The sequence below is a fragment of the Methanocorpusculum petauri genome, assembly GCF_026891975.1.
Taxonomy (GTDB): Archaea; Halobacteriota; Methanomicrobia; order Methanomicrobiales; family Methanocorpusculaceae; genus Methanocorpusculum; species Methanocorpusculum petauri.
The window spans coordinates 21796-28265 of sequence record NZ_JAPTGB010000024.1 but is presented as its reverse complement, the minus strand read 5'-3'; the positions used below and the strand labels follow the sequence as shown (position 1 = coordinate 28265).

12 protein-coding genes are annotated in these 6470 nt (G+C 53.4%); all 12 read right to left on the bottom strand.

The genetic code is table 11. The features are described from left to right. Positions 1–591: NADH-quinone oxidoreductase subunit C (locus O0S10_RS09545; protein ID WP_268925651.1), on the bottom strand; the 591-nt coding region annotated here is incomplete at its 3' end. Next, positions 591–1025 (bottom strand): NADH-quinone oxidoreductase subunit B family protein, encoded by a 435-nt coding sequence (locus O0S10_RS09540; RefSeq protein ID WP_268925650.1) that lies wholly within the window; start codon positions 1023–1025, stop codon positions 591–593. The genes O0S10_RS09545 and O0S10_RS09540, both read right to left, overlap by 1 nt. Further along, entirely contained in the window at positions 1022–1360 is a 339-nt protein-coding gene (mbhI, locus tag O0S10_RS09535; RefSeq protein ID WP_268925649.1) for a membrane-bound hydrogenase complex subunit MbhI, read from the bottom strand. The genes O0S10_RS09540 and mbhI overlap by 4 nt, the downstream gene beginning before the upstream one ends. Beyond that, positions 1357–2934 carry a proton-conducting transporter transmembrane domain-containing protein gene (locus tag O0S10_RS09530; RefSeq protein WP_268925648.1) on the bottom strand — a complete coding sequence of 526 codons (1578 nt, stop codon included), beginning with the start codon at positions 2932–2934 and terminating at the stop codon, positions 1357–1359. The genes mbhI and O0S10_RS09530 overlap by 4 nt, the downstream gene beginning before the upstream one ends. After that, positions 2931–3278, bottom strand: a complete 348-nt coding sequence (locus O0S10_RS09525) for a sodium:proton antiporter (RefSeq protein WP_268925647.1) — start codon at positions 3276–3278, stop codon at positions 2931–2933. The genes O0S10_RS09530 and O0S10_RS09525 overlap by 4 nt, the downstream gene beginning before the upstream one ends. Next, positions 3275–3796 carry a Na(+)/H(+) antiporter subunit B gene (locus O0S10_RS09520; RefSeq protein WP_268925646.1) on the bottom strand — a complete coding sequence of 174 codons (522 nt, stop codon included), beginning with the start codon at positions 3794–3796 and terminating at the stop codon, positions 3275–3277. Before O0S10_RS09520 ends, O0S10_RS09525 begins: the two co-directional genes overlap by 4 nt. Then, a complete protein-coding gene (gene mbhE / locus O0S10_RS09515) occupies positions 3797–4072 on the bottom strand; it encodes a hydrogen gas-evolving membrane-bound hydrogenase subunit E (protein ID WP_268925645.1) in 276 nt (91 codons plus the stop codon). Between the two features lies 1 nt (position 4073). Then, positions 4074–4340 (bottom strand): hydrogenase subunit MbhD domain-containing protein, encoded by a 267-nt coding sequence (locus O0S10_RS09510; protein ID WP_268925644.1) that lies wholly within the window; start codon positions 4338–4340, stop codon positions 4074–4076. After that, positions 4337–4717, bottom strand: a complete 381-nt coding sequence (gene mnhG, locus O0S10_RS09505; protein WP_268925643.1) for a monovalent cation/H(+) antiporter subunit G — start codon at positions 4715–4717, stop codon at positions 4337–4339. Before mnhG ends, O0S10_RS09510 begins: the two co-directional genes overlap by 4 nt. Further along, the gene (locus O0S10_RS09500) at positions 4714–4974 is read right to left on the bottom strand and encodes a cation:proton antiporter (protein ID WP_268925641.1); all 261 of its coding nucleotides are present in this window, start codon (positions 4972–4974) and stop codon (positions 4714–4716) included. The genes mnhG and O0S10_RS09500 overlap by 4 nt, the downstream gene beginning before the upstream one ends. After that, positions 4971–5510, bottom strand: a complete 540-nt coding sequence (locus O0S10_RS09495; RefSeq protein WP_268925640.1) for a Na+/H+ antiporter subunit E — start codon at positions 5508–5510, stop codon at positions 4971–4973. Before O0S10_RS09495 ends, O0S10_RS09500 begins: the two co-directional genes overlap by 4 nt. 120 nt (positions 5511–5630) lie before the next feature. Further along, positions 5631–6269 (bottom strand): hypothetical protein, encoded by a 639-nt coding sequence (locus O0S10_RS09490; protein WP_268925639.1) that lies wholly within the window; start codon positions 6267–6269, stop codon positions 5631–5633. Between the last annotated feature and the right edge of the window lie 201 nt (positions 6270–6470).

The following is a 6470-nucleotide window of genomic DNA, read 5'->3' as shown; positions in this document are numbered from 1 at the left end:
CCCCCCCCCCCCCCCCCCCCCCCCCCCCCCCCCCCCCCCCCCCCCCCCCCCCCACGCCCACAGGTCCTTAACCATCGAATCCGGAATCTTCTTGTCATCCTTACGGAGCGGATACACATCATCCGGGAAATCCTGCGGCAGGAAAAACCGGTGCGCAGCAGAAGGAAGACCCTCAATAGTGATACCGAGATACTCCGTCTTCTCCCGCTCCGTAAACGCCGCACCCTCCAGAAGGTCCGTGATCGTCGGAAGACGGGGATCAGCCTTCGGCACATCCAGCGAAAAGATCACCATACACTCTGACGCAGCAACGCCCCCGTAGATCGAAAAGATGTACTGGACCCGCAGATCGGGAGAGTCCGCACCCTTATCATACCCTGCAATACAGGAAAGATGCGGATACCAGATCTGCATCAGCGCCGCAACCGCAGCATGCACCGCATCGCGCCGGATGGTAATCCAGATATTGGTGTTCTCCCGTTTCTCCTTACCCTCCGCTCTGATCTGAATGCGGGAATCAATCACCGCATCCCCGAGCGCCTCCGTCAGTCGTCCGGCCACCGCAGCCGCCGGAAGAATATCATCCGTCATTATTTCGCACCTCCTTCGAGTCTTTCAAGTTTCGCAATCGCGGTCACCACACCCTGAATGATCGCCTCCGGTCGCGGAGCACAGCCCGGAACATACACGTCCACCGGAATAATCTGATCAACCGGACCTGCAAGATTGTAGGACGTACTGAACACACCGCCTGACTGACCGCAGGTACCAACCACCATCACCACCTTCGGCCCCGGCATCTGGGCATACACCCGCCGCAGCCGGTCGGCCATCTGATTCGTAACAGGACCCGTCACCAGCAGAACATCCGCATGCCGCGGAGAACCCACCAGCTTCACACCAAACCGTTCCGGATCATAACGGGGCGTAAGGGTTGCCACAATCTCAATATCACATCCGTTACACGATCCGCTGTTGAAATGGAACACCCACAGCGAACGATTCAGCGACCGTGTCAGCTTCATACAAGAATCACCACCACGAAGAGAACCACGACGCCTATCAGGAACCAGGAAACATAATCGTTCACAATTCCCGAATGCAGCGGAATCAGGCGGCTGTAGTATGCCTTAAGCGCCGCCGTAAATCCCCAGTACATATTGCCGGCACGGATATGGACATCGCCTTTCTCCGGCTCGGCATTTCCGGACAGATACGGAGTTGTCTGTTCAGTGTTCTCCTCATAATCCGCCTCGCCGCATCTCCACAGAAGCCAGGAGAACAACAGCGCAACCGCAATAACAATAACCCAGATCAGAGGATTCCATACCCCGAACCCGGTCATCAGTGTTCCAATCATAATCCGCCTCCAAGAACCGACAGAACATACTGCCCCTGATGCAGCAGAGCATCCGCCGCAGGGGTAATCAGCGTATCAACCACAAGGTCCGGCACAAGACCAAACGCAACAACAAACACCGCAAGAATCGCCATACCGGCAAGCATCCGCTTCGGCACCTCTCGCACGCCCGCATACTCCGGAAGTTCCGGCCCCATAAAGACCGAATGGAACACCTTCATGAACGAAGCAAGCGTCAGGACACTCACGACCATCGCAATAATCGCGACTGCCGGATTAAACGCAAACGTTGACTCATAGATCATCAGCTTCGAAGCAAATCCGTTAAACGGCGGAATGCCTGCGATCGCCAGAGCACCGATTAAGAAAAAGATCATCGTCCACTTCATTTTGTGGCCGAGACCTCCCATCTCATTTAAGTTCCACACGCCGGTACGGTAAATCACCGCACCGACCGCGAGGAACAGCAGTCCCTTGTACATCGCGTGGTTAATGATATGGAAAAGACCTCCCTCCATTGCCATCTGACCAAACGCATTCGTCAGCGTCACGTCACCGAGCACCGCAAGCGCAACACCCACACCAAGCAGCATATAACCGGTCTGTGAAACCGCATGGTAAGACAGCAGCCGCTTGATATCCTTCTGCGGAATTGCCATAGTTACCCCGATGAACATCGAAAGAACACCAAGGACGATCACAATCCAGCCCACGGTAGCCGACGTGAAAACGCCGCCGTACACCGAGAACAGAATCCGGAACATCCCGTAGAGACCTGCCTGACTCGCCACAATCATCAGAGCCGTCACGCCTGACGGCGCGACCGAGTAGGCATCAGGCGTTGCAAAGTGGAACGGCACCGCTCCGGCTTTGGTTGCAAGTCCTGCAATGAAGAGAACAAGAGCAAGCAGATTCAGCGTTGTCAGGGAAAGCTGGTTTGCAATGACCGCCATATTGAGCGAGTTGTACTGCGCATACAAAAGACCGATCGCAAACAGAATCATCAGACTGCCGACGGTATTAACGATTAAATACTTCAGTGCACCCTCCGCAGCAAGACCGCCGTTCCGGTGATAGGCGATTAATGCCGAAGCCGCAAGCGAATTGATCTCAAGGAAGACGAAGAAGTTGAACATATCCCCCGTTGAGACCATGCCGAAAACCCCTGCGACCAGCAAAAGGTAAAGGGCATAGAACTCGGAACGGGAACTACGTCTGCTCTGCGAAACCGTGAGGTAGAGAATCACCGCAAAGGAAACAATCGCAGCGGATACGAGCATGAACGCCCCGAACCCGTCGATGTTGAAGAGAATACGGATCGGAATTCCGCCCGAATCAACCGGCACTGCTCCCGTTCCGGGAGCAGCACCGAACACATAGACGATTGCACCCTGTGCATATACCTTTGCCGCGAGCAGCAGCGCAACCGCTGACGAAACAAAGGAGGCAAAAATCACCCATGCATCCCGGACCTTCGGCAGGAACCTGCCGAAGACCGGCGTCAGGAATGCGCCGAACAAAGGCACTGCTATCAGCAGTGCCGGAAGGTTGGCGAAAAGAACATCTGCGTTCATTCCTTAAGCCTCCGCATCTCATTCGCATTCACGGTACCGTACTTCTTGTAAATGAGCATCACAAAGACCAGCATCAGCGCGGTTGTCGCAACGCCGATAACAATGTTCGTCAAAGTCAGTGCCTGAACGGTCGGCATCACCATAGCGGCATCTGCCGGCGCACCCGTAAAGATCGGCGCAATACCGTCTTCACGGTACCCGAGGCTGACCAGGAAAAGGTTTACCGCCCCTTCCAGAATCCCAAGCCCCATGATCATCTTGATCATATTGCGCTTCAGAAGAATCATCGCAAACGCGATACCGATCAGAAGCGCAACCGCGATAAACGGAAGATTTGCGATCATGGCAGCTCCTCCGTCTGGGCAAACTCGTGCGGTTCGGCATCATCCTCTTCCTTCGTCGTCTCTTTGAGACCGGCAAACATGTAGAGCAGAACAACCGACAGACCGCCGAAGACCTCAATACCGACAGCAAAGTTCAGTACCGGAATAATGCCTGCGGTAAAGAGATCGCCTGCGTTCACACCGTACGAAACCGCATTACCGAACAGACCTCCGCTGGCGTTGAGCCAGTTGAAGAAGAACGAAGAGGCAAGCACAAGACCGGCAAGTGCAGTACAGATGAAGAGGATAAGACCTGCCGACTCGATGAGTTTGAAGTTCTTTGCCTCGATGAAATGCTCCATGCACTCGCGGTAGTAGTAACAGACAAGAACAAGGGCCACACCGGTTGCGATCACCGCCCCGCCCTGGAATCCCCCGCCGGGCGAGAGGTGGCCGTGGGCTACGATGTAGAAGCCGAAGATAAAGATGAACGGAACAAGCAGGCGTCCTGCGGTTCGTCCGATAAGTCCGGTAACCATTTAATGTGTCCTCCTGAAAAGCATGGCAACACCAAGAACCGCGATGAACAGCACGGTTGCTTCACCGAGCGTATCAAATCCGCGGAAATCAAACACGATTGCGGTTACAACGTTGTTGGAACCGGTCTGTTCCTGCGAGTGGTCGAGATAATACTGATCAGTACCCGACGCAGCCGGATGGCCGAACGAGAGGCCGAACGCCGGCAGGAGCAGGATAAGGGTGACAGCGATGATCAAAAAGATCGCAAGCTTGGGCGGAACCGAGCATCGTGCCATCTTACTCTCCCTCCTCGCGGGTTGTTCCGCGAATAGCGATGATGAGAATGGCAGTGGAAATTCCTGCCCCGATTGCAGCCTCCGCAATTGCGACGTCCGGAGCCTGCAGGATGAAGAACTCAAGCGCCAGAAGGAAACTGAACGCGGCGAACGCAATTGCTGCGGCGATGAGATCCTTTAAGATGAAGACGGCAACCGCACAGAGAATCATAGCGGCAAGGAACAGGATGTGCAGAACCGCATAGTAGGACGGGAAAAGTTCAATCATTTGCGTGCCTCCTCCTGTGCCATCATCTTTGGTTCGTCCTCTTCCAGCGCGTCGATTACATGCACTTTCGGCGTGTTGCCGCTCCGATACGCACTGCGGGCAATAGCATGTGTTGAGGTGGTTGCGGTAACAACAACGACCACAAGTGCCAGAAGGACGTGTGCCCCGTAGTTGAACCAGGCTTCCTCTCCGGCGGCCCAGAGCGTGTACGCATACAGGAGTACGGCACATCCGGCAAACAGTACACCAAAACTTCCGACGAGTCCTGCGGCATGGATTCTGGTGTAAAAGTCCGGGAACCGGAACAGACCGATCACGCCGAGAATGCTGAAGAACAGTGACAGCAGAACAAAGATGATGATTACTGTTTCGATCATTCGAGATCACCTCTGATGAGCTTTGCAACGTAGAGTGTGCCGACAAAGGAGAGCAGGGCGTACACGATTGCAACATCGATGAACCCGGGCTGCGCAAACCGGATGGAAAGAATGATCATGATGATGACCACAAGAGCATTGATGACGTCAAGCGCAAGCATCCGATCGGCATTGGTCGGGCCAAGCCACATCCGCACTCCGCATGCAAAGATGAGGAGAACGAAGATGATGGCAGCTATCATGAAGATATCGATCATTCGGTGATCCTCCGGATCCATTTGGCGAGATCAATTCTGGCAAAGATTTTGCCGGGTTCTCTGCACTTCATGGGCGCATCACCGACATCAAGGCAGTGGATGTACATCTCGCGGGTTTTTTCGTTGATGTCAACGGTTGCGGTTCCCGGCTGAAACGTGATGGATGCCGAGAGCAGGAGCGCTCCGGCATCCGTCTTCAGGCCAGGCGTGAGTTTGACGATGCCCGGCCTGATATTTCTGCCGGTGATGATCTTCCATGCAACGGTCAGGTTTGCGATAATCAGTTCGATTACAAACGGAATGATATAGACGACAAGCAGCAGCCAGCGAAGGGGGTTAGCCATAGTGTAGCGTTTTCCCTGCCAGAGCTTGCGGCATAGCAGCCCGGTAATAATCGAAAGGATTAGTCCTATTATGAGTTCGGGTACTGACCAGAGGAGAATCGAGTTCGTTTCTCCGGCACTTCCAATGGATAATACCAGATAAATGATGAATGCGGCAACGGTTGCCGAGATGAAAGGGACGATGCTTTTCATCGGTGCTACCGTCCTTCTGTGGTTGTGTTCATCTGTTTGTTCATACACACCTCCCTACACGGTAGGGTTCCTGCGGGTCAGCTCCGGACCTGCATCTATTATAATAGTGTGTATGAGCAATTAAGGTGTGCGCTCAGAGGAGGAAGGAGAAGAAATTTCCGGACAGGTCCCTCCCCGGATAAGAAGAAGAATTCCGGCAAGGATACCTGCGGCTGCTGCGGCAAAGAAGAAAACGGGAACTGCCGCAACAGCAAAAGCAGGGATAGTCTCACCAACCGGACAGTCCGGAACCTGAAAGTAAAAGTACGTGAAAAGTATACCAAAGACCGGCGTGAGGATGCCAAGGATCTGCGGAATACGGGCAGGTTTATCCAGTCCCGGAATAGTGAACCATGCGGGAACGAAAAAGAGCATAAGCACAGGATAGAGGAAAGCGAGAAACAGGGTTGCACTGCTTATGATAGCGGATACCTTTCCCCCGGTAAGGAGAACGTAGATCAGGAAGAGGACAGAAAAAAAGACAGCAACAACAGCAATGAGAATTATTTTCCGTCGGGGACGACAGGTTTTGACATAAAGGCACGTTCCTGCTGCTGAGAGGATGGGGAGGATAACGATAGCAAGAAGGACCAGATAAATAAGGGCAGGCAGTTCCTGAAACGGTACAGAGTTCAGCATCAGAAGTACGGTAAGAACCGGCAGGAAATAAATCAGAGAAAGGAGGATTATGCTCAGTCTGGCAGTTTGTATTTTGTTCATAGAACTCACCACGTTACAATTATTCCATGCCGGTCGGGCAGACCACAGTTATTGTACGAGAAATATGTATCGCTGCCCGTAAGACAATAGGTGAGTGTCGACGGGAACGGTATATATGAATTGTGGACAAAGTTGCCCTGCTCCAAAAGTCTAAACTTGTTCAGAATGTTTGACGGGATTTTGATTGAATAATTCGGGACT

Excerpts from the sequence above, each read along its gene's own strand:
- O0S10_RS09540 (WP_268925650.1), bottom strand. The coding sequence starts at position 1,025 with ATGAAGCTGACACGGTCGCTGAATCGTTCGCTGTGGGTGTTCCATTTC.
- mbhI (WP_268925649.1), bottom strand. The coding sequence starts at position 1,360 with ATGATTGGAACACTGATGACCGGGTTCGGGGTATGGAATCCTCTGATC.
- O0S10_RS09530 (WP_268925648.1), bottom strand. The coding sequence starts at position 2,934 with ATGAACGCAGATGTTCTTTTCGCCAACCTTCCGGCACTGCTGATAGCA.
- O0S10_RS09525 (WP_268925647.1), bottom strand. The coding sequence starts at position 3,278 with ATGATCGCAAATCTTCCGTTTATCGCGGTTGCGCTTCTGATCGGTATC.
- O0S10_RS09520 (WP_268925646.1), bottom strand. The coding sequence starts at position 3,796 with ATGGTTACCGGACTTATCGGACGAACCGCAGGACGCCTGCTTGTTCCG.
- mbhE (WP_268925645.1), bottom strand. The coding sequence starts at position 4,072 with ATGGCACGATGCTCGGTTCCGCCCAAGCTTGCGATCTTTTTGATCATC.
- O0S10_RS09510 (WP_268925644.1), bottom strand. The coding sequence starts at position 4,340 with ATGATTGAACTTTTCCCGTCCTACTATGCGGTTCTGCACATCCTGTTC.
- mnhG (WP_268925643.1), bottom strand. The coding sequence starts at position 4,717 with ATGATCGAAACAGTAATCATCATCTTTGTTCTGCTGTCACTGTTCTTC.
- O0S10_RS09500 (WP_268925641.1), bottom strand. The coding sequence starts at position 4,974 with ATGATCGATATCTTCATGATAGCTGCCATCATCTTCGTTCTCCTCATC.
- O0S10_RS09495 (WP_268925640.1), bottom strand. The coding sequence starts at position 5,510 with ATGAAAAGCATCGTCCCTTTCATCTCGGCAACCGTTGCCGCATTCATC.
- O0S10_RS09490 (WP_268925639.1), bottom strand. The coding sequence starts at position 6,269 with ATGAACAAAATACAAACTGCCAGACTGAGCATAATCCTCCTTTCTCTG.